The sequence below is a fragment of the Sphingomonas morindae genome, from assembly GCF_023822065.1.
In the GTDB taxonomy this organism is placed as follows: Bacteria; Pseudomonadota; Alphaproteobacteria; order Sphingomonadales; family Sphingomonadaceae; genus Solisphingomonas; species Solisphingomonas morindae.
Map to the genome: position 1 here is coordinate 694,396 of NZ_CP084930.1, position 18,641 is coordinate 713,036.

At 65.8% G+C, this 18,641-nt stretch carries 20 protein-coding genes; 7 read left to right on the top strand and 13 right to left on the bottom strand.

The genetic code is table 11. From position 1 onward, the window contains the following. Positions 1-92: 92 nt before the first annotated feature. Positions 93-239, bottom strand: a complete 147-nt coding sequence (locus LHA26_RS03335) for a hypothetical protein (RefSeq protein ID WP_252167339.1) — start codon at positions 237-239, stop codon at positions 93-95. Between the two features lie 762 nt (positions 240-1,001). Here LHA26_RS03335 and LHA26_RS20235 point away from each other — a divergent pair. The 3 genes from LHA26_RS20235 to LHA26_RS03350 all read left to right on the top strand — a co-directional run bounded on the left by LHA26_RS20235 (position 1,002) and on the right by LHA26_RS03350 (position 3,827). Beyond that, positions 1,002-1,181, top strand: a complete 180-nt coding sequence (locus tag LHA26_RS20235; protein ID WP_437441230.1) for a lysozyme family protein — start codon at positions 1,002-1,004, stop codon at positions 1,179-1,181. A 356-nt stretch (positions 1,182-1,537) separates the two neighbouring features. Then, complete coding sequence (locus tag LHA26_RS03345; protein WP_252167341.1) at positions 1,538-1,882, top strand: hypothetical protein; 345 nt, start codon at positions 1,538-1,540, stop codon at positions 1,880-1,882. Between the two features lie 85 nt (positions 1,883-1,967). Continuing rightward, positions 1,968-3,827, top strand: coding sequence for a methyl-accepting chemotaxis protein (locus LHA26_RS03350; protein WP_252167342.1), 1,860 nt, complete (start codon positions 1,968-1,970; stop codon positions 3,825-3,827). 161 nt (positions 3,828-3,988) lie between these two features. Here LHA26_RS03350 and tnpC read toward each other — a convergent pair whose 3' ends face one another. From tnpC to tnpA, 3 genes are all read right to left on the bottom strand, one after another. After that, entirely contained in the window at positions 3,989-5,542 is a 1,554-nt protein-coding gene (tnpC, locus tag LHA26_RS03355; RefSeq protein WP_252166689.1) for an IS66 family transposase, read from the bottom strand. 62 nt (positions 5,543-5,604) lie between these two features. Next, on the bottom strand, positions 5,605-5,952 hold the full coding sequence (gene tnpB, locus LHA26_RS03360) for an IS66 family insertion sequence element accessory protein TnpB (protein WP_302898025.1): 348 nt from the start codon (positions 5,950-5,952) through the stop codon (positions 5,605-5,607). Then, positions 5,949-6,299 (bottom strand): IS66-like element accessory protein TnpA, encoded by a 351-nt coding sequence (gene tnpA / locus LHA26_RS03365; protein ID WP_252166688.1) that lies wholly within the window; start codon positions 6,297-6,299, stop codon positions 5,949-5,951. The genes tnpB and tnpA overlap by 4 nt, the downstream gene beginning before the upstream one ends. 351 nt (positions 6,300-6,650) lie before the next feature. Between tnpA and LHA26_RS03370 the strand changes: the two genes are divergently transcribed. Continuing rightward, a complete protein-coding gene (locus LHA26_RS03370; protein WP_252167343.1) occupies positions 6,651-7,316 on the top strand; it encodes a bacteriorhodopsin in 666 nt (221 codons plus the stop codon). After that, positions 7,313-8,152, top strand: coding sequence for a Brp/Blh family beta-carotene 15,15'-dioxygenase (locus LHA26_RS03375; RefSeq protein ID WP_252167344.1), 840 nt, complete (start codon positions 7,313-7,315; stop codon positions 8,150-8,152). The genes LHA26_RS03370 and LHA26_RS03375 overlap by 4 nt, the downstream gene beginning before the upstream one ends. Before the next feature lie 168 nt (positions 8,153-8,320). On the opposite strand, the gene LHA26_RS03380 is transcribed toward LHA26_RS03375, so the two are convergent. From LHA26_RS03380 to LHA26_RS03410, 7 genes are all read right to left on the bottom strand, one after another. Next, on the bottom strand, positions 8,321-10,528 hold the full coding sequence (locus LHA26_RS03380; RefSeq protein WP_252167345.1) for a relaxase/mobilization nuclease domain-containing protein: 2,208 nt from the start codon (positions 10,526-10,528) through the stop codon (positions 8,321-8,323). Next, the gene (locus LHA26_RS03385; RefSeq protein WP_252167346.1) at positions 10,525-10,845 is read right to left on the bottom strand and encodes a plasmid mobilization protein; all 321 of its coding nucleotides are present in this window, start codon (positions 10,843-10,845) and stop codon (positions 10,525-10,527) included. Before LHA26_RS03385 ends, LHA26_RS03380 begins: the two co-directional genes overlap by 4 nt. Before the next feature lie 256 nt (positions 10,846-11,101). Beyond that, a complete protein-coding gene (locus tag LHA26_RS03390; RefSeq protein WP_252167347.1) occupies positions 11,102-11,947 on the bottom strand; it encodes a hypothetical protein in 846 nt (281 codons plus the stop codon). A gap of 101 nt (positions 11,948-12,048) precedes the next feature. After that, on the bottom strand, positions 12,049-12,453 hold the full coding sequence (locus tag LHA26_RS03395) for a hypothetical protein (RefSeq protein ID WP_252167348.1): 405 nt from the start codon (positions 12,451-12,453) through the stop codon (positions 12,049-12,051). Between the two features lie 448 nt (positions 12,454-12,901). Beyond that, a complete protein-coding gene (locus LHA26_RS03400; protein ID WP_252167349.1) occupies positions 12,902-13,195 on the bottom strand; it encodes a hypothetical protein in 294 nt (97 codons plus the stop codon). Further along, positions 13,116-14,210, bottom strand: coding sequence for an MFS transporter (locus LHA26_RS03405; RefSeq protein WP_252167350.1), 1,095 nt, complete (start codon positions 14,208-14,210; stop codon positions 13,116-13,118). The genes LHA26_RS03400 and LHA26_RS03405 overlap by 80 nt, the downstream gene beginning before the upstream one ends. 77 nt (positions 14,211-14,287) lie before the next feature. Continuing rightward, entirely contained in the window at positions 14,288-14,488 is a 201-nt protein-coding gene (locus LHA26_RS03410; protein WP_252167351.1) for a hypothetical protein, read from the bottom strand. A gap of 99 nt (positions 14,489-14,587) precedes the next feature. Between LHA26_RS03410 and LHA26_RS03415 the strand changes: the two genes are divergently transcribed. Both LHA26_RS03415 and LHA26_RS03420 read left to right on the top strand, forming a co-directional pair. Then, positions 14,588-15,502 (top strand): HNH endonuclease, encoded by a 915-nt coding sequence (locus tag LHA26_RS03415; protein WP_252167352.1) that lies wholly within the window; start codon positions 14,588-14,590, stop codon positions 15,500-15,502. Next, positions 15,499-17,247 carry a class I SAM-dependent methyltransferase gene (locus LHA26_RS03420; RefSeq protein ID WP_252167353.1) on the top strand — a complete coding sequence of 583 codons (1,749 nt, stop codon included), beginning with the start codon at positions 15,499-15,501 and terminating at the stop codon, positions 17,245-17,247. Before LHA26_RS03415 ends, LHA26_RS03420 begins: the two co-directional genes overlap by 4 nt. 53 nt (positions 17,248-17,300) lie before the next feature. On the opposite strand, the gene LHA26_RS03425 is transcribed toward LHA26_RS03420, so the two are convergent. After that, positions 17,301-17,738, bottom strand: coding sequence for a GFA family protein (locus LHA26_RS03425; RefSeq protein ID WP_252167354.1), 438 nt, complete (start codon positions 17,736-17,738; stop codon positions 17,301-17,303). A gap of 38 nt (positions 17,739-17,776) precedes the next feature. Continuing rightward, a complete protein-coding gene (locus LHA26_RS03430) occupies positions 17,777-18,613 on the bottom strand; it encodes an EamA family transporter (protein ID WP_252167355.1) in 837 nt (278 codons plus the stop codon). Positions 18,614-18,641 lie beyond the last annotated feature (28 nt).

The following is an 18,641-nucleotide window of genomic DNA, read 5'->3' on the forward strand; positions in this document are numbered from 1 at the left end:
GCCGACGTCCTCGCGCATGGGCGGCTGATTCCACGCATCCCCGGTTCGCTGCCCGCATGCCTGCACGGACCGGAACCGCCACTAGGCAACGCCTAAATTACTATCTCCACGCTGAGGCCGCGCCGGCGGCACTCCTCCAGCAGATGGGCGAGCAGATCAGTGGCAAAGCGATCTAGTGCGTCATCGATCAGTCGTTGGAGATCGGCGAAAGAAAGCGCGGCGAGCTCAAGAGCGGTCATCACCTGTACTCCTTGCCGCTCCCCGGCGCGACAAGTCGAAGATCGCTCGATTCAAGCTAAGAAAATATTAACGAGCGCACCTTGGTGCCTCATGCGACGGATCGGCGCGCGTTCAGCGCCGGGCGCTAAGGATTTGCTGTCCGGAGACGCTCGAAAGAAGACCCCGCCGGCGGTGAGTTGCGTGGACGCCGGCGGGGTGCCGATCGAGCGGGAGTAAGGGCTGATCGGCGGCACCTTTCTAGCGCCGCAGAGTTAATTTTCTGCTTTGAAGAGAGCCCCGCCGATCCCTTTCATGCGAGTGAGAGGAAAAATCGGCGGGGCAGACGGCCAGTCGGGGGAGACGGCCACCTGAGCACCGAGAATACGGCTTCGCCGCTCCAAGGCACTAGCACCGGATGACTATCGGTGCCGCAGCTCTCGCCGCGCCCTCGGAATACAGAGATTGGCTACCAGGGTCACTACGGGGACTTTACCATATTGGCTTATAATAAAACCGCGCCGGCAGGGGATGCAGCCGGCGGGCAGAAGCTTGCGGCGGCGGGCGTACGGGGGGCAAAGGTGCCGCGCCTCAAGGTCCATAACGACCAACATCACTGGAGGCTGCATGCAGGACCAGGATGCCGCCGCGCCGGTGCGCGTAGCGAAAGGCGTAGGGTTGCTCGCGATCGTCGGCGCTGTCACGGCCGCAATAGTCGCGCCTTCGTCTCGAGCTGGGAGAGCTGCGGCAGACCGCGTCTCTCGTCCTATCGTGACATTGTCGGCGTGTGGACCATCTGCGACGGAAACACCAAGGGCGTCCTTCCGGGCATGACCGAGGCGGCTGCTGGCTGCGCGGCGCCGCTCGACCAGCGCCTCGCTGACCACGCTGCGCCGGTGCTCGCCTGCGCGCCAGGGCTCGCTGGCCAACCTTACCAGCTCTCGGCCGCGATCAGCCTCGCCTAAAATATCGGGAGCGGCGCCTTCTGCCGATCGACGATCGCCCGCCGCTTCAACGCGCACCAGTAGAGCGCTGCCTGCGCTGGCTTCATCGCCATGTCCCTCTGCCAGGCGCCGCTGCTGCCCGTCGCTGCGGCGGCCGCGCTGCTCGCGCTCGGCTATGCGTTCATCCGCCACGGCGGTGAGCAGGCGGGCGCCGCAAAGGTCGAAGCGCAACGCGCGGCAGCACACCACCGCCGTTGCCGACGCGCGCCACGACGAGCGTCTTGGCCAGGCGCCGACCAATTGGATCAGCGCCGAGACGGCCCAGCGCCACGCCGCCACTACCGCCGCCACCCGCACCAGCATCGAGGATCTGCACCATGCGTTCGACGCTGCCCCGCCGGCTGCTGCCGGCAGCCTTCCTCCCGCTCCTGCTGATGAGCTGCGCGCCCGTCTTAACACCGCCACCGCTCGCGCGAACGGAGCGGCCGATGCTTCCGCCGCTGCCGGCGGGAACGACGCAGACTGAGCAGCTGGCGTCGCTGACGGCGAAACCGACCGGGCAGCTGGTGACGATCGATAGTGCAGTGCTGGCCGAGCTCACGGATCGTCTCGCTGAGACGGTCGGCGCCATGGAACGTTTGAAGGGCCACGTTCTCGCGATCACTTGCGCCTATGCGGGCACCGCCTACCACCTCAACGGGACCAAACCTACCAAGCATTAGCAAACAAAAATTAACGACCCTGTTTTTCTAACGGATTGGTAATCTTCACCATCCATATAGGATGTAATTCATAGCGAGGGGTCCTATGTCCAACCTTCCGATCAGCCGTAAGCTCATCCTGTGCTTCGGTATAATCCTGTTGGTGTTCGTAGGGCTCGGCGCCCTGTCGATGCTGAAGCTTCATGACCTGGCGGACACCGCCCAGGAGCTCGGGGTAGATCGGCGCGCCAAACTAGAGGCTGCAGCGACCATAAACACCGCGGCCTCTGACGTGCGCGTTGCAGAAGCCTACGATGTGATGGCGCGCGATCCGGCTTCTATTTCATCTGCCGAGCGCGCGATTATGGATCAGCGCGAGTTGATCAAGAAGACGCTGGATTGGCTTGAGCCCAGGGTCAGCATCCCGGCGATGCGCGCCGCTATGGAGAGCTTCAAATCCGAGAAGGCATCATATGAGCGAGACTCCGACCGCGTCGTTGCGCTTGTTCGACAAGGTCGTAGTGACGAAGCGCTCGCAGCCTTTCGTGCAAACAAAGCCTCCTACAACGTCATGAACAACGCGGCTGTTGCTCTTCAGGCGGCGCAATCGAAGGTCATGGACGAGCGAGCAAAAGCCGCGGAGGATGTGTATCGCGGCGCCAGGCTCATCATCGCGATCGCGGTGATCGGCGTCATTGCCTTCTGCGTCGGAATGCTGGTGATGCTGGTCAAAGGGATCGCGCATCCGGTGAAAGCAGCCACCCAGGCGATCAGCGCTCTCGCGAAGGGTGACATGAGCGTCAAGATGAACGTGAGCGATCGTGCCGACGAGGTCGGTGAGCTAGGCCGCGCCATGGAAGGGCTGCGCGGGCAGCTGGCGGCTGCGGAGCAGGCCAAGGCGGAACAGGCGCAGCTGATCGTGACGAGCATCGGCAGCGGGCTCGAGGCGCTGTCGCGCGGCGACCTCACCTATCGCGTCACCGCCGAGCTGGAGGGCGTCTTCGCTCAGCTTAAGAGCGACTATAATGGCGCGCTCGAGGCGCTCGCCACCACCATGGCGGCCTTCACCGAGGCGGCGAGCGGGATCAACAGCGGCTCGGTCGAGATCCGCCAGGCCTCCGAGGATCTCTCCAACCGCACCGAGCAGCAGGCCGCGAGCCTCGAGGAAACGGCGGCGGCGCTTTCGCAGGTGACGACGACCGTCCGTTCGGCGGCCGAGGATGCGCAGCGCGCGAGCCGGGTCGTCGAGGCGGCGCGCGGCGATGCCGAGCAATCGGGCCATGTGGTGAAGCGCGCGGTCGAGGCGATGGAGGGGATCGAGCGCACCGCGCGTGAGATCAACGACATCATCAGCGTGATCGACGGCATCGCCTTCCAGACCAATTTGCTCGCGCTCAACGCGGGTGTCGAGGCGGCGCGGGCCGGAGACGCAGGCAAGGGCTTCGCCGTGGTCGCCTCCGAGGTGCGCGCGCTCGCCGAACGCTCCGCCGAGGCCGCCAAGGACATCAAGGCCAAGATCACCGCCTCGGGCGAGCAGGTGGCGAGCGGCGTCGATCTCGTCACCGAAACCGGCAAGGCGCTCGGCCGGATCGTCGCTTCGGTCGGCGAGATCAGCGGGCTGATGGGCCAGATCGCGACCTCGGCCGAGGTTCAATCGGCCGGTCTGACCCAGGTCAACACCGCCGTTTCCGAGATGGACTCGATGACCCAGCAGAACGCCGCCATGGCCGAGCAGGCGACCGCCGCGGCGCGCAGCCTGGCCGGTCAGGCGGATCAGCTCGCGGCGGAGGTGTCGCGCTTCCGCATCGGTAACGCCCACGGAACGACGGAAGCGCGTCCTCCGGTGGTCGTTCCGCTGCGCCGCTCAGCGCCAGCGCAGCCAGCCACTGCTCGTGCCCGTATCACCGCCGCAGGCGGCCGCGCCTCCCTCTCGGCAGCCGCAGACGACGATTGGACAGAATTCTGAGCCGGAGGCTCAGCCCAGCGCCATCAGCTGCGCTGGGAAGGGTGCGGCGAGCGTCAGCGCCTCCTCGAGCGGAGCGCTGAGCCAGCGCGCCTCGTCATCATCGTGGAGCAGCACCGGCATCGCCTTGGGATGGATGGTAAGCGTGGCCTGACGGCCGCAGATTATGCGGCTTGCGCGGTCGGTTGATCCACCGGGGCTTCCCAGTTCCACGGCATGAGTTCGTCCCAGCGGCCGGCTGGCCAGTCGTCGGCAATCTTGGCGATGACATCGGCGATATAGACCTGCGGATCGACGTTGTTGGCCTTGCAGGTCTGGATGAGGGTGTAGATGGCGGCGGCCCGCTCGCCACCTGCGCGTGAACCGGCGAACAGCCAGTTGCGGCGGCCGACGGCGACGCCGCGCAACGCGCGCTCGGCGATGTTGTTGTCGATCTCCAGGCGTCCGTCATCGAGGAAACAGGACAAGGCCGCCCACCGCTTCGTCGCGTAGGCGATGGCCTTGGCCATGTCCGACTTGGGCGACAGGCGACGCAGCGCGCCCTCGAGCACGTCGCGCAAGGCATCGACCAGCGGGCGGCTTCGTTTCTGTCGGGCACGATGGCGGCTATCCGGCGGCTGCCCGCGCACCTCGGCCTCCACGGCATAGAGCGCACCGATCCGCTCGAGGATATCCGTGGTCAGCGGCGTAGGCGAGCGCTCATGCAGGTCGAAGATCTTGCGCCGGGCATGTGCCCAGCACGCCACCTCGGTCACGCCCTTCCGATACAGCCCGTCATAACCGGCATAGGCATCGGCCTGGAGGAAGCCACGGAAGCCGGCGAGATGCGCCTGCGGATGTGCGCCGGTGCGATCAGGGGTGAAGCGATACCATGCCGCGCGCGGGGCGGTGCTGCCCGAGGCCTGGTCGTCGGTTGCGTAAACCCACAGCCTGCCCGTCGCGGTCTTGCCCCGGCCTGGTTCGAGGACGGGCACCGGCGTATCGTCGGCATGGATCTTGTCGGCCTTGAGCACCGCATCACGGATGCGGCTGACGATGGGGTCGAGGAGCGCGGCGGCCTGCCCCGTCCAGCCGGCGAGCGTCGAGCGGTCGATGTCGAGCCCTTGCGAAGCCATCATCTCGGCCTGACGATAGAGCGGCAGGTGGTGGTCGAATTTTGAGACCACGACATGCGCCAGGGTCGCGAAGGTCGCCTTGCCGCGAGCAACCGCATGGACGGGTGCGCGCGCCTGCACGATCTTCTCGCACACCCGGCAGCTATATTTCGGACGGACGGCACGCACGACCCGCCAGCGCACCGGCACGATGTCGAGCATCTCATGGGCATCCACGCCCAGCCGCCGCAGCGCACCGCCGCAGTCCGGACAGGTGCAGGCACCAGAGGGCGGCTCGTGGACGACCTCCTCGCGCGGCAGATGGCCGGGCAGGCTGCGCACCGGCGCCGGTCGCGCCGTATCCCCCGGTGCGGCCGTTTCGGTGGCTGGCGTATCGCGCTCCGTCTCCAGCTCCTCCAGCGCCAGTTCGAGCTGCTCGATCTCGCGGCTCAGCTTCTCGGACGAGGCGCCGAACTGCATCCGCCGCAGCCGGGCGATCTGGCCACGCAGCGTGTCGATGAGCAGGTCGCGAGCGGCGAGCGCGGCGTGGGCCCGGGCGAGCGAAGCCTCCAGCGCGGCGATCCGCGCGGTCGCATCGTCTGGGGAAACGGGCGCTTCCGACATGACCCTTTTCATAGCAGATCGGCCCTGCGTGCACGAGCAAAAGCGGCGAGGATCCGGCGTTTTCAGCCCGCCAGCGTCGGCGTGAACGTCCGCTCGGGGCGCCGCCAGTCGATCCCTTCCAGCAGCATCGACAATTGCGCCGGCGTCAATGTCACCGTGCCCGTCGCGGTCACCGGCCAGACGAAACGCCCCCGGTCCAGCCGCTTCGAAAACAGGCACAGGCCCTGACCATCGAACCACAGCAGCTTGACCAGGTGACCGCGCTTGCCCCGGAACGCGAACAACGCGCCGGAATGCGGATTCTGAGCCAGCGCCTGCTGAACCAGAACCGCCAGACCGTCGAAGCCTTTGCGCATGTCGGTCACGCCACAGGCCAGAAACACCCGTGTCGGCAGCGGGGCCGGATTCACCGTAGCACCGACAACACGCGCGCCAGCGCGCCCCTGTCCACGTCGGCGTCGACACTCACCCGCACGCCACCCGGCAGGTCGATATGGATGAGGCCCGAAACGCAGGAGGCCGGCGCGACCGGCTCTGCGACCTGCACCTCTGCGAACGCTGGCAATGCGGCCACGGCACCGCCCAGCTTGCCCGCCCGCATCTGCTTTCGCCATGTGTAGATGAGGCTGCTCGATACCTCGCGTCGCGCGATGACATCTCGGACCCGCACGCTCGGCTGAAATGCCTCGGCGAGGATCTCCAGTTTCTCCGCGTCCGACCACCGGCGCCGGCCCGACACCCGGCCGACCACCTCCATGCGACCAGTCATACGAGTGCTCGTATGACCCATCTCAGACCCGAAAACTTCCCGCACCACCGCCGCCCTCGTCAAAGACGACAAGCATCCCGCCTATGGTCGGCACGGCAAGGCGGCCTGCTCGCCACGCTTACGATGGATGGGCGCGAGGAGACTGTTCGGCTCGGTGGTGAGGAAGGCGAAGACCGCCCGAAAGCAGGCATAGAGGATCGCGATGGCGTACGGGAGCTGTTATGCAAGCGGCACCATCTTAGTTGATCTGCGTTAGCCCGAACTCGCCCTGCTTTGTGCGGGCGGCGCACAGGGGATCACGCATGGATCAAACGGCCTTCATGATCGGTTTTTACGGTCATGTCACTCGCCTCGCTGGCGATCTACGCGACCGGCAAAAAAGCTCCGCCTTCGCTCCACCACACGCTGCTCCATGCAGCCGTGCCGTTCATTGCTGCTACTGCCTACCTTGCGATGGCATTCGGCATCGGCACGCTGATCAAGATCGACGGTTCGGCGACCTATTTCGCTCGATACGCTGACTGGACCTTTACGACGCCGATTCTGCTGTCGAGCCTTGTACTGCTTGCCTTTCACGAACGCGGAAAGACCGGCGAAATCGGTGGCTACCTCACCTCGATCATCGTCCTCGACGTGCTCATGATCGAGACCGGCCTGATCTCGTCGCTTGCAGAGGTGCCGGTGGTGAAGTGGATCTGGTTCCTGTGGTCCTGCGTCGCTTTTCTGGGTGTCATTTACCTGTTGTGGGTGCCGCTGCGGAAGATGGCGGTTGAGCGTGGCCATGCGCTGGGCTCCGCCTACACGAAGAACGTCACCTTCTTGACGGTAATCTGGTTCCTGTATCCGCTCGTCTTTCTAGTTGGTCCTGAGGGTCTCAAGATCATCACTGATTCGACGTCGGTATGGGCGATCCTGATTATGGATATAGTCGCCAAAGTCGCTTACGCGTTCTACGCGGCAAGCAATCTAGAGAAGGCTCTTCACGAGCACGAACGCCGAGCGTGAAACGCGGCATCGCATTGTTGGTGATGGGAGCTGTTGCGGTCTTCTTCGCACCACTGCCAATGCAATTGGCCTTTGCGATTTTAGGCATCGGCGTCGTGGGCATGATCCACGGTGCCGGTGACCTAGCTGTCATTCGACGCGAACAGAAGATGCCATTCCTAGGACTGTACGGGCTGGTTTCGCTGGTAACTTTGGCGTGGTGGATTCTTCAGCCGTCTGTCGCTCTGCCAGCCTTCCTTGTCGCATCTGCCTTTCATTTCGGGTTCGAGGATGCGCCGAAGAGTTCGTCAGTTGAACGAGTCTCGCGCGGGACGGCCCTGATTGCGATGCCCGCAACGCTACACGTGGGCAGCTACGCAGATCTGCTACGCCTGGCGGGCGGCGAAGCCTCGGCCCTGCCTACCTTAACGCCCGTGATCGCGATCGCCGGCGGCATTTCTGGTTGTTTTCTGCTGCTGGTCGCGTGTCGGCACTACGACACCCGTCTTGCCACTGGTGCAGGTGCGCTTCTGCTACTACCGCCTCTTATCGGCTTCACAGTCGGCTTCCTCGTTCTACACGCATTGCCGCAGACAGCGGAGCGCCGTGATCGGCTGGGATGCCACAGCACTCGAGTCTACTTGAGAACAGTCATGCCCATATTTCTTGCGGCAGTGCTGCTCGCAGGCGCCGTAGCAGGACTGTTGTTGCATTTCGACCCAAGCGGGGTCCGATGCCTGTTTGCAGGCATTGCGGCGCTCGCTGTCCCGCATCTCCTCGTTACGCCTTGGTTCGAAGACCGGAGTGCATCCACAAGTGGAAGACCAGCCGATCTCGGATCCCCCAACTTGGCCTGACCCACTTCACAGCTTGGAAGCATCTCTCCCGTGCATCTGAAAGGCGTTAGGCGCGTGGCCCCAGAAACTAGCTGCTCCACTTTCGCTGCCCGGATAAACGGCTGCTTCCGCCGTCGCCCGTCGGAAGCGAACGGACGAGGCTTGCACGCCCAGCCCGGCCCCCCACGCTCACCGCAGCATCGACTGCGACGCGCTCGCACGTTTGAGCAACTGGTTCCTGGCGGTCGCCTGCTGGCGAAGTTCGATGACCCATCGATACCCCTCGGCTTCAAGCTCGCTCAGATAGGTGCGGGCAGTCCGGTCCTGCATGACACGCAGCGCCAGCGTGCGCGCCTCGTTCAGCGCCTCCGGTGCACGCCGCCGCTGATCGATCCACGCGTCAATGAGCGGGTTCTCGCCATAGGCACCGGCGTACATGTCGCGTTCGACCGATGTGACTGGAGCTCGTGGTGAAGGCGCCTCAATGTCCGGCAGTGTCGAAACCGTAATCGGCCGCTGCTCGATCCGTGCGGCTGCTGTGGAAGCTATGGTCTCATCGCCTAATCCTCCCGCATGCCGCTGCGCTGCCGGCGCGCCGGAAAGTCTCTGGCGCTCCAGCGTGCGTTTCGCGTCCACCTCGCGGCGCGCGCGCTCCGCAGCGATCGCCGCTCGAGCTGCCTTTCCGTCGATGTCGGTCCAGCCCTCGTCGACAATGATCGCGGCTGCGGCTGCAAGGAAGGCGTCACTACCCGTGAGTGTCACCCTGCCCCACCGCTCGCGTCCGAGCGCGATCGCGGCGCGGACGACCTGTCGCTCGTCGTGGTCGACCGATATGAGATCGCCATGGTCCGTGAAAACGGTTCGGCCATGGCCATCCAGGTACGCGATGCTGCGGCCCTGGGAGCGAGCCGAGAAGCCTGGCACGCGCTGCCCACGCGGTGCATCGGGCGCGATCGCGAGGAGCACGCCACCTGATGGCGTTGGTATCGGGGGTGGCTGCACACCATCATTCCAGGCTGCAAACGAGGGAAAGCTGCTGGCGAGGCGCAATGCCGCAACATCAGCCCCGAGGCTGGCGTCCACCGCCGCGATCTGGCGCGCGATCTCGCCGGCGATCAGGCTTCGTGCGAAGTTCAGCCCCTCGCGGTTGCCACGCCAGTCAAGCGCATTCACTCTGATGAGGCTTGCCTGACGCCACGACGTGATCCTCGTCAGCGCGTCGCGCCTGGCGGCAAGAAGCGTGTTCGTGTGGCGGGCGATGGCCGCCCGGTGTTGAGTACGGGCGTCGTGATAGGCGGCGCGCCTCTCTCCATCTGGCAGGACACGTGGCTGTCGTGAGCGGATGACGATCTCGGGGTCTCTCGGCTCGAAAGGGCCGAACCGCGCCTCGAGCGCCTGGCGCGATGCACCCCGCCCTGCCCGGCTTGCCGGGATGCCGCGCTTGCCTTCGGTGATGTGTGCGCCCGAGCGATGAAGTTCGATCCCCAGACCGTGCTCGGCGAGCCTTCGGTGGAGAGCATCCCAGCCGTTCGCCTCCCTGATCGCCTCGGGCACGATCTCGCGCACCTCCCGCTCGAACGAGGCGCGCCCAGTGCGGCGCTCGAACATCTGCGCACCCCGCGACAAGGGCCGCTCACGAGGCCCATCCTCGCGTCGCCCCCGTCTCTCCCGCTTCAGCGCCCGCCCTTCGGCATCACGCACACGCCTGCCGGTCGCACGCTCCCGCACGCCGTCCGGCCCACCCACGAACTGCGCCTTTTCCTCGCTCGCCCATCCCTGGCGATGCTCGATCAGCGCAACTGCCTGATGGATCGCGTCGACTTCCCAGTCATCACCTGCGGCAATGCGGCGGAAGGTCCCTGGATGAACGCGGTTCACAGCGACATGAACATGATAATGCTCGGTGTTGGAGTGCGCGGCGTAGATCGTCTGGTTCTCCTCGAGCCCGAGCACGTGGACCAGCGTGTCGACCGCGTCTGTCACCTGCGCGTGGCTCGGCTGTTCTCCTGTTCTCCAGCTCAGCACATAATGCTCGAGCGGATCGATGCCCGGCGACCGCGTCATAGTGGCCAGGATCTGGCGCTGTGCGTCTTCGAAGTCCGTGCCATGGATGTTGCGGAAGCCGATAAGGTCAACCTTCTCACCGACTTCGATCCCGCTCCGGTTTTGCTGATCTTGCGCGTCGGCGACATAGCGGAGGAGCTCGTGGCCAGGCGCATCGACGAGGCCAAGCGGCTTCAGCGCCGCTGCGTGCGCATCGCGCAGATAGTTGGTGAGCAGTGTCGCGTGATGGCGGATGCGTTCCGGCGTGGCGGCCCGTCTTGCGTCTACCCCATGTTGCCGGCGGTTGGCTGCTACCCGACGTCGGTTCAGCCGGCTGATCGACTTGCCGATCATTTTACGTCCGTGCCGGCAAGGCGCGACAAGCGGCTCACCAGCCGCTCGACGTCACCGATCATCCGCTTCAGCTCGCCCGCCTCTTCCGCACGCATCCCGCGGCAGTGCGCGAGAAGCGCTATCGCTTCTGCAAGGAGAGGCTCGAACGGGCGGAATGCGATGGTGCGGCCGAGCAGCGCACGACGGCAATAGTCGGACCGGCTCAAGCCTGATGCAGTGAGCGCAAGATCGAGCCTCTCCCACTCAAGGTCAGTGAGGCGGGCCGAGACCATGTGGGTCGCGGCCCGTCCCTTCTTTCTGGACGGCCCCGCCGTCATGGCCGGCACCCCTGCCGGCCGCCCCGCCGTGACAAGCGAAGCGCGGAATGGCGAACATCGGCCCGGTATACCGGGCCCATCCTGCCTCCAATCCCACCCACTTCTTTGGACGCCTGACCCTGCGTGAAATTGCAGGAGGGCTGACGGGCAAGTGCAACGGCATTGCCATCGCACCCGAGAGGCGAGCGACGATCAGCGACCATAATGCTGCCCGCGTGAGTGACACGCCGCGATCCGCCGCGCCATACTGCGTGCATCACGGCTGCGGCTCCGCGGACCCCTGGTCATCGGCCTTGGTGGCGTGGTCCGAGACCTGCGGGAGCGCCGGTCTGGCGTCGATAGCCGACGGTGTCGCGGCACGCGCGGCCTTCCGCAACACCGGGATCGCGGCTCCGCATTCCATCGCTCTGGCGAAGTCGCCCGAGAGCGCGAAGTCGAGCAGCGTGCGCGCGAGCAAGGCCGCATCCAGCGGGGCGCCCGGACGCGGGTCCAGGATGACGTCGCTCATCAACCCGCGCGATTGCTCGAGCAGGCGCAGCTGCCCGGGCTCGATATGGGCCAGCCGGTGGAGGAGAAAGCCGCGCGGCGTCACCCCGGGCGCTTCGGGCCTGGCGGCGATCTCGATGAGATGGACATCGGCGTAGCGGGAGAAGCCGACCGCGGCGCGCAGCGTCTCCTCCGGAACCTCTACCGCGCCGGGCTTCAGCACCATCTTCATGACGGTCTTCCAGCCTCGGCTGCGCGCCGTCTCAAAGGTGCGGAGCAGATTGTCGAACGTGCCGCCACCAAAGAGCCTGTCACCGCCGACGTCGAGGGCGATGAGGCCAATGCCATTGCCCTCAGCCTCGTCGAGGATCGTTCGGGCGAAGCTCGCGTCGCGACGCGCCGGCATCGGCCGCATGGCGTACCGCTCATGATCGAGCCTTTCGCTGAACGCGTCGAGAGCAGGGCCCGCGCCAACCAGCATGACCTGGTTGCCAGCAAGCCGGTGGAGCGAGGCTTCCGCCATGGTCACCTCGGTCATGCCAGGGACACGACCATGAGAAAAGATGGCGGAGCAGATGCGGGGTGTGTTGCTCCTGAAGGGCAGGATGTTGGACATGAGGACGGCTCCCGCCGAGACGAGAACCTTCTGGTCCCGGCGTCATGATGAGAATGGAAGAAGGCCTGAAGGTCCGGCGCGCTTCGGCGCCGGAGCTTCCGTCAGCTGGCGCGCGGCTCCAGCAGGTCACCGAAGCCAGTGTCAGCAGCGGTCGTGGCGGCAGGTGCTTCGACGGGGGCCGTGGCGGCCTCGGCCGCATCAGCCGTCCCGACCGCATCGGGCTGCCGCCTGCGCCCGAGATTGGCCTGGGCGAGCAGGCGCGAGATCTCGCGCGCGAAGGCGGGCGGCTTCACGCGGTCGTCGAGGCGCTGCACGGCGAGCACCACCGCTTTGACCGTGAGGCGCGGGTCGGACCTGAATTCGACCAGCACATCGTCGCGCCACTCGGCAGCGATGTCGGCCTGGGTCGGCTGGCGCTGTTCGGCGCGGATCGCGCCAAGGGCCTCGCTGAGCCGCGACACCACCCTGGGAGCGCCGCGCTTGTCGGCCTTGTTTGACGAGGACATCAGATCTGCCCTCCACGACCAGCGGAGGCGAAGTGGCTCCGGATGGAAGCCGGATGGACGGTACAGGATATGAGCATTGCACGGACTCCAGACGCCAGCTGCCGCGCCAACATGATGACGGGCGAAGGTTGGTGAATGTGGAGCCGGGGCGAGCTCCTCGTCTGTGCTATGCGGCCTGACTGTGCCTTGCGGGCGCCCGAGATCCGTCAGTTCCGAATGCCTGTTGAGCATCCGTATCGGTACTGCTCCACACGTGGAGGAGAGCGCCGACGCACATCGCACCTCTACCGATGCAATAGCGCCTTCTAGGAAGAAGAGTTACAGGATGTCAAGCCCGAAGTAGGAAGAGCGCTGCGCCGCCGGATGCGTGCCGGTGGCGCAGCGCGTTTGGCGCGACACGATCTGGACCGTGGCCAGATCGTGTCCGCCGGGTCGGCGCCGCAGGTGCTCAGGCCGCTTGCAGATCCTCCCACATACGATCCTCGACGACGTCGACGAAGAACAGGCGCTGCTGCAGCGCATAGAGACAGCTTCCGCCCCACGGACGGACAGCCGTGATGCGCATGCCGGCATAGAGATCATCGGGGCAGACCTGCCAGACCGGACCGCCGCGCTCCGGCAGCGGCAGGCTGTTCGCCCCCTCCCCTTCCGCCTGGAGCTGGTCATAATTCCAGACAAAGGCCGGATCGTCGATGATGGAGGACAGAATCGTGCCGGCATCGTTCCTGAGGCTGAGCTGCACGACACCTCCACGGGCGCCGCGAACCTCGTAGGTCAGCCGCGAGGTTCGGTGCGTCTTGCGCGTCCTGCATAACACGCACTTGCAGAGGCGGCACAACCGCGAAGCTGGCAGCGCTCCACAGGACCAGCAGTAGCACGGTGGGCGCTTTGAACGGCATCAGCGCCGCGAACGCGACGAGGATCGGGACCAGCGCTGCCAGCGCGATCATCCGGGTGCGATCGACCGATCGGTCGGCGAAGCGTCCGCCGAGCCAATTACCGACGCTAAGACCAATACCGATGAGCAGGAGCATCGCGGTGACGAAACCGATAGAGCCACCCGTTTGCCCGCGCAGGATCGGAGTGATGTAGGTGAACACGGTGAACATGGAGGTTGCGCAGATTGTCGTCAGGCCGAGCGCGCCAAGAACGCGGGACCGTGCCAGCACACGCAGTTCCGCCACCGCGCTACCGCTCTCGGGCGCCGGCAGCACGGGCAGCGTTGACCGCAGCGCCACCACCGTCACCACGCCCACCGCCGAAATGCCCCAGAACGCAGCGCGCCAGCCGACATGCTCGGCCGCCCAGGTCGCGAGCGGTACGCCGCCGATATTGGCGATCGTCAGCCCCATGAACATTGCCGCAACGGCACTCGCACGCCGCTCCGCGGGGACAAGGCTCGCCGCCACGACTGAGCCGACGCCGAAGAACGCGCCATGGCTCAAGGACGTCAACAGCCGCGCGGCCAACAACATCGCGTAGCTGCTAGATATCGCCGCCAGAAGGTTGCCGGCGGTGAAGATGCCGGCGAGCAGGATCAGCAGCGTGCGCCGCGCCATTCGCCCCGTCGAGAGTGTCGTCAGCGGCGCGCCGATCATGACGCCAGTCGCATAAGCGCTGATCAGCAGTCCCGCGGTCGGAATGGATACGTGCAGGTCGTTTGCGATGGCGGGCAGCAAGCCCATGGGAGCGAACTCGGTCACGCCGATGCCAAGTGCCCCTACGGACAGCGCCAGCAGGCCAGGGTTTAACTTCATTGTTGATCCTTTGCCGGTGATCGTCGGGCGGAGGTCGGACCCATGCTAAGCGCGGAGGCAGATCCCAACAGACGGGCTTACGGCAGCCCGGTTTCGGAGGATGGTCCGCGGTGCACGACCGGCGTGAACTGCCGCTGCTGCAGCGCCCAACGTGCGATCTCCTCCTTGCGCGCGAACCAGACGCCGTCGTGGCTCTTCGCATAGGCCGACAGGCCACTTCGCGAGCCGACGTATAAGACCCATACCCGGCCGTGCAGCCTGCCATTTTCGATCCCCAAAAGCGGTCATCCATTCAGGAATGTACTGAGCCACGGGAATGACCGTTCTCGGCCATCTCCGACGTTGCTCTGGCTTGAGAATGTCGCCACGATCCCAGCATGAAGGGCGTCTTCGAGATAAGCGGTGCGTCACGCTACGATGACGTGATCGCTGAGCGTTACCACTTCCCGCGCACCTACCTGCGCGCGGCCGAGGCGTGCGTCGGCGATTGGATCGTCTATCGGGAAACCGGCTCGGCCGGCGGCCGCAAGGCCTATGTGGCGGCCGGCCTGGTGCACGGCATCGACCCTGATCCCGCCGACCACACGCTCTTCTACGCCCGCATCAGCGACTTTATAGAGTTCGATCGTCCCGTGCCGTATCGCGATCCGGACGGCCGCTTTCTTGAGCGTATGCTGCGCGAGCTCGACAACCCAGCCATCGCTGGTCGGGCGCTGCGCGGGCGATCGGTTCGCGCCATCGACGATGCCGACTTTGGCGCCATCGTGAACCGCGGTCTCGTTGACACGCTGGCGCCCGAACACGCGATCCGGCTCGAACTCGATCTACGGCACATCGATGGTTCCACCGCCGCATTGCTGGCCTCGCCGCCTGACGAGCGGCGCGTCGCGCAGCTACTGGTCAACCGCAAGGTGCGCAGCGCCGCCTTCCGCGGCCATGTGCTTGACGCCTACGACAACAGGTGCGCGGTGACAGGGCTGCGTATGGTCAATGGTGGCGGCAAGGCCGAGGCTCAGGCCGCGCACATTTGGAGCGTCGCAGATGGCGGGCCGGATGTTGTGCAGAACGGCATCGCCCTGTCCGCGACCGCGCATTGGTTGTTCGACCGCCATCTCATCAGCCTCGACGACGAGTGCCGGCTCCTGGTGTCGCACAACAAGGTGCCGTCCGAACTCATCCGCCTGTTCCCCGGCCCCGGCGAGCGCGTCCACCTACCCGCCGATGCGAGACTCCACCCGCGCCCCGACTATGTCGCCCGGCATCGTGCCCGCTTCGCTGGCCTCGACGCTTGAGCAGCTATCTGGACGTCGTTGCTGCCTATGACGGCCAGGCCAACATGCTGGCCGAGCGGTATGAGGCGGTATCGTCCGAGCGGATGCTGGCGGGAGTGTTGTCGTTCATCCCGGGCGGCAGCGACAGCAAGCTGGCGCTCGACGTCGGCGCCGGCACAGGACGTGACGCAGCCTGGCTGACCTCACTCGGCTACGGGGTCGTAGCGGCTGAGCCTGCTGCCGGTATGCGCCGGATCGCAGCCGAGAAGCATGGAGGCGATGGCATCAGGTGGGTGAGCGATGCCTTGCCCTCGCTCGATCATGTTCATGGGCTCGGGCTCGCCTACGATCTCGTGCTGCTCTCGGCGGTCTGGCAGCATGTCGCGCCTGCCGATCGGCCCCGCGCCTTCCGCAAGCTCGCCACGCTGATGAAGCCGAGCGGCGTGCTGGTGATTACGTTGCGCCACGGTCCTACCCCGTCTGGTATGCAGATGCACCCGACCTCGACCGCCGAAATCGAGGGTCTGGCCCGAGCGCATGGGCTGGAGGTGCTACGGATCGCGGCTTCCAGTGATCAGGGCGGACGCGCCGGAGTGACCTGGGACGTCATGGCGCTGCGCATGCCCGATGATGGCACTGGCGCGCTACCATTAGTGCGCGGGATCGTCCTGTCCGATGAGAAGTCGTCCACATACAAACTGGCGCTGCTCAGGGCCGTGGCACGCATCGCTGAATATGCGCCTGCAGCCGCAACGCCGGCGCCTAACGGCCGGGATGCGGTTGAGTTGCCGCTAGGTTTGGTCGCACTGAACTGGCTAAGAATGTACCTCCCCCTGGTACGGGCCGGGCTCCCGCAAATTCCTGGGAACATCGGAACCGAGCGGCTGGGGTTCGCCAAGGATGGTTTCGAGGCGCTGCTGGCTCTAGGCACGGCTTCCATTGAGCTGCGAGTCGGTGCGGCGTTCACAGGCGAGCAGGCCCAAGCCGTCGCATCGGCACTCTCCCGGGCTGCCCACACGATCGCCAAGATGCCGGCGACCTTCACTCGCTACCCCAACAGTGACACGCAGGTGTTCGGCGTCAGCCGCAAACGGTGGGGCGGTGCAACTGCGACCGTCCTCGACCTTGAGACGCTGCGCGCCTGGGGCCTGATCGAGGTGCCGGGCCATCTGTGGCGGGCCATGTCGCGCTTCGGGTCCTGGATCGAACCTATGCTAGTGGCTGAATGGTCCCGCCTGACCCGCGCCTATGCCGATCGCATGGGCGTGGCAGTCGCGCCCGGTGCTGCAGAAGCCGCACTGGCCTGGGCAGAACCAGTCCGCACCACCGCGCTTGGTCGTGGCATCGCCCAGCGGCTTCTCGCTCGCGGGCAGTTGATGGAATGCGTCTGGACGGGACGGCCGCTCAAGCCGAACAGCTTCGACATCGACCACTGCTTGCCATGGTCAGTCTGGCCCTGCGGCGACTTGTGGAACCTGATGCCGGCGCACACCCGCGTCAATCAGCATGAGAAACGTGACCGGCTGCCATCTGCCGCGGCGATGGCCAACGCGCGGGAACGTATTATCGGTTGGTGGGAGGACGCCTACCTGGATGATGAGGCCCTGCGGCCCCGCTTCCTGCGCGAGGCGGCCGCCGCGCTGCCCCTGAGCAGCGCTCAGAGCAGCACCGCAGTGTACGACGCGTTGGATTGGCGACGCCTGCGGCTATGGCAGGACCAACAGGTGCCGCAGTGGACACCGTCAGGCACCCTTACTTCGGGGTGACCCAGAAGTCGACGTTCAATGCTGCTCCGTCGCTTCCCGAAAGCGGACGCTCGTTAAGCCTCGTGCTGATTGAGCGTGACGAACCGCAGGGTGCCGATCTGGCGTGACGCTCCGCCGGTGTCGCTTGGGTGATGCACGCCGTCGACCACTGGCACCTCGGCGAAGTCAAACGGGCTTACTCCCTCAAGGCAGGCGACGTTGACGCCATATTCGTTCGGGTTCGATCGGCGCTGATGGTGCGTGTAGATGCCACAGCGCGAGCAGAAGAAGTGCTCTGCCACTCGCGTGTTGAACCGGTAGCTGGCGAGCGCGTCCTCACCTGACAGGACGGTCACGCCGCCCATCTTAGCTGATACGACGACGGCGCCGCGCATGCGGCAGTAGGAGCAGGTGCAGCGGCGCGCCGTCGCTAACCCGTCGGTCAGGGCTGCCTTGAACCGCACGGTGCCGCAATGACACTGACCGGCAACGACCTGTCCTTCCTCTGACATCGTCTACGAACCTCCAGCCTTCCTTCCTGTCGAACGCCTCAGCCATGGTGGCCGATCAGAACCGCGCCAGCGGCGACAACGGCGCAAGCGGCGATCCTATAGCCGGTCAGCCGCTCACCCAAAAAGAAGCGGCCGATCAGCGCGGCAAAGACGACGCTCGTCTCCCGCAGCGCAGAAACGGAGCCCATCGGTCCGAGCGCCATGGCCGCGATGACGATGCCATACGCGATCAGCGAGACAAGGCCGCCGGCTGCTGCCATCGCCGTCTCGCGGGTGCCTCGGACGAGATCGCGCGGGCCACGCGCGATCAGATACATTGCCGGCGCGAGGACGCCCCACCCCAGGCACATCCAGATGGTATAGCCCACCGCCGTCCCGGCGAGGCGCACGCCGATGCCGTCGGTGACGCTGTAGGCGCCGATGAAGCAGCCGGTGCCGATCGCGTATGGCAGGCTCTCCAGCCCGAACCGTCGTCCCTGAAACGCCAGCGAGATGATGCCGAGCGACACCAGCATCACGCCTGAGATGCTGACCGCATCTGGCAGCTCGCCCGCGAACACGGCGGCGCCGAGCGTCACCAGCAACGGCGAGGAGCCGCGCGCGATCGGGTAGGTCTGGCCGAGGTCGCCGCTGCGGTAGGTCCGCACCAGAAATAGGTTGTAGCCGACGTGCAGCAGCGCCGAGAGCAGCGCGCATCCCCAGCTCGCCCGTGCCGGCGCAGGCACGAACGGCGCGGCGCAGGCGCAGACGATCGCGATGGCGATGCACATGACAGTCATCGACCAGAACCGGTCGCTGCCGGCGCGCAGCAAGGCGTTCCAGCTCGCGTGGAGCACGGCCGCGAGCAGGACGACTAGGCTGATCCCCAACGACATGCGGATCTCGCTAGCTCATGGACGAGCT